This is a genomic window from Actinotalea ferrariae CF5-4 (assembly GCF_000603945.1).
GTDB classification, from domain to species: domain Bacteria; phylum Actinomycetota; class Actinomycetes; order Actinomycetales; family Cellulomonadaceae; genus Actinotalea; species Actinotalea ferrariae.
The window spans coordinates 1-1,185 of the sequence record NZ_AXCW01000459.1 but is presented as its reverse complement, the minus strand read 5'-3'; the positions used below and the strand labels follow the sequence as shown (position 1 = coordinate 1,185).

At 78.5% G+C, this 1,185-nt stretch carries 1 protein-coding gene; it reads left to right on the top strand.

Annotated elements, in window-relative coordinates; translation table 11 throughout:
* On the top strand, window positions 1-1,185 hold a 1,185-nt coding region (locus tag N866_RS18780), incomplete at both ends, for an ABC transporter permease (protein WP_034229663.1).

Below are 1,185 nucleotides of genomic sequence, written 5' to 3'. Positions count from 1 at the left end.
GGGGCGTCGGCCGGCTGCTGGGCCGCGCCGGGCCGACCGCCGCGCTGGCCGCGGCGAACACGGTGCGCAACCCGCGCCGGACCGCCGCGACGAGCTCCGCGCTGCTCATCGGCGTGACGCTCGTGGCGATGATGAGCACCGGTGCCGCGAGCGCACGGACCACGCTGTCCGAGGAGCTCGCGGCGCAGTACCCCGTCGACCTGGCGATCTCGGTCGGGTCGGGGCCGGGCGCGGCGCTCGACCCGGGCGTGCTGCGCACCGTGGGGGCCGTCGGGGGCGTGGCCGAGGTCGCACCCGTGCGCCGCGGCGCCGTCGAGCTCCGGCACACCGACGGCGGGACGCTGACGACGTGGGACGCCACCGCGGTCGAGCCGGCCGCGCTCACCGCGGTCCTGCGGGCGAGCGGCGCGACGGGCCTGGCCGACGACACCGTGCTGGTCGGCGCAGACCTGGCCGGCGCGTGGGGCCTCGCCGACGGCCAGGAGATCCGCGTCGCGGCGCCTCCCGCGGCCGACGACGGCACCGCGAGCGCAGCCGACGACGCCGCAGGTGACGGCACGGCAGGTGGTGCGGGTGACGCCGTGGCTGCCCGCGTGGTCGTGGCCGACCTGCCCGACGTCCTGCTGCTGACCCCGGCGACGCTCGCGGCGGTGGCCGGACCCTCCGAGCCGGTGGAGGGATGGGTGCGGTTCGCCGAGGACGCCTCGGCGGCCGTGGTGGTCGCCGACGTGCAGGACGCGCTGTCCGACGTCCCGGTCATCGTCGCGGGGGCCGCGCTGGAGCGCGTCCGCTTCGAGCAGGTGATCGACACCCTGCTGGCCGTGGTCGTCGGCCTGCTGGGGGCGGCGGTCGTCATCGCGGTCATCGGCGTCGCCAACACCCTGTCGCTGTCCGTCCTGGAGCGGCGGCGCGAGTCGGCGACCCTCCGGGCGCTGGGCCTGACGCGGGGCCGCCTGCGCGGGTCGCTGGCGATCGAGGGGGTGCTCATCGCGGGGATCGGTGCGGCCGTGGGGGCCGTCCTCGGCCTGCTGTACGGCTGGGCCGGCGCGGCCACGGTGCTCGGCGCCGTCGGCGCGGTCACCTTCGAGGTGCCGTGGCGGGACCTCGGCCTCGTGCTGGTGGTGGCCGTCGCAGCCGGTCTGCTCGCGTCCGTCCTGCCGGGCCGGGCGGCGGCGCGGACCTCGC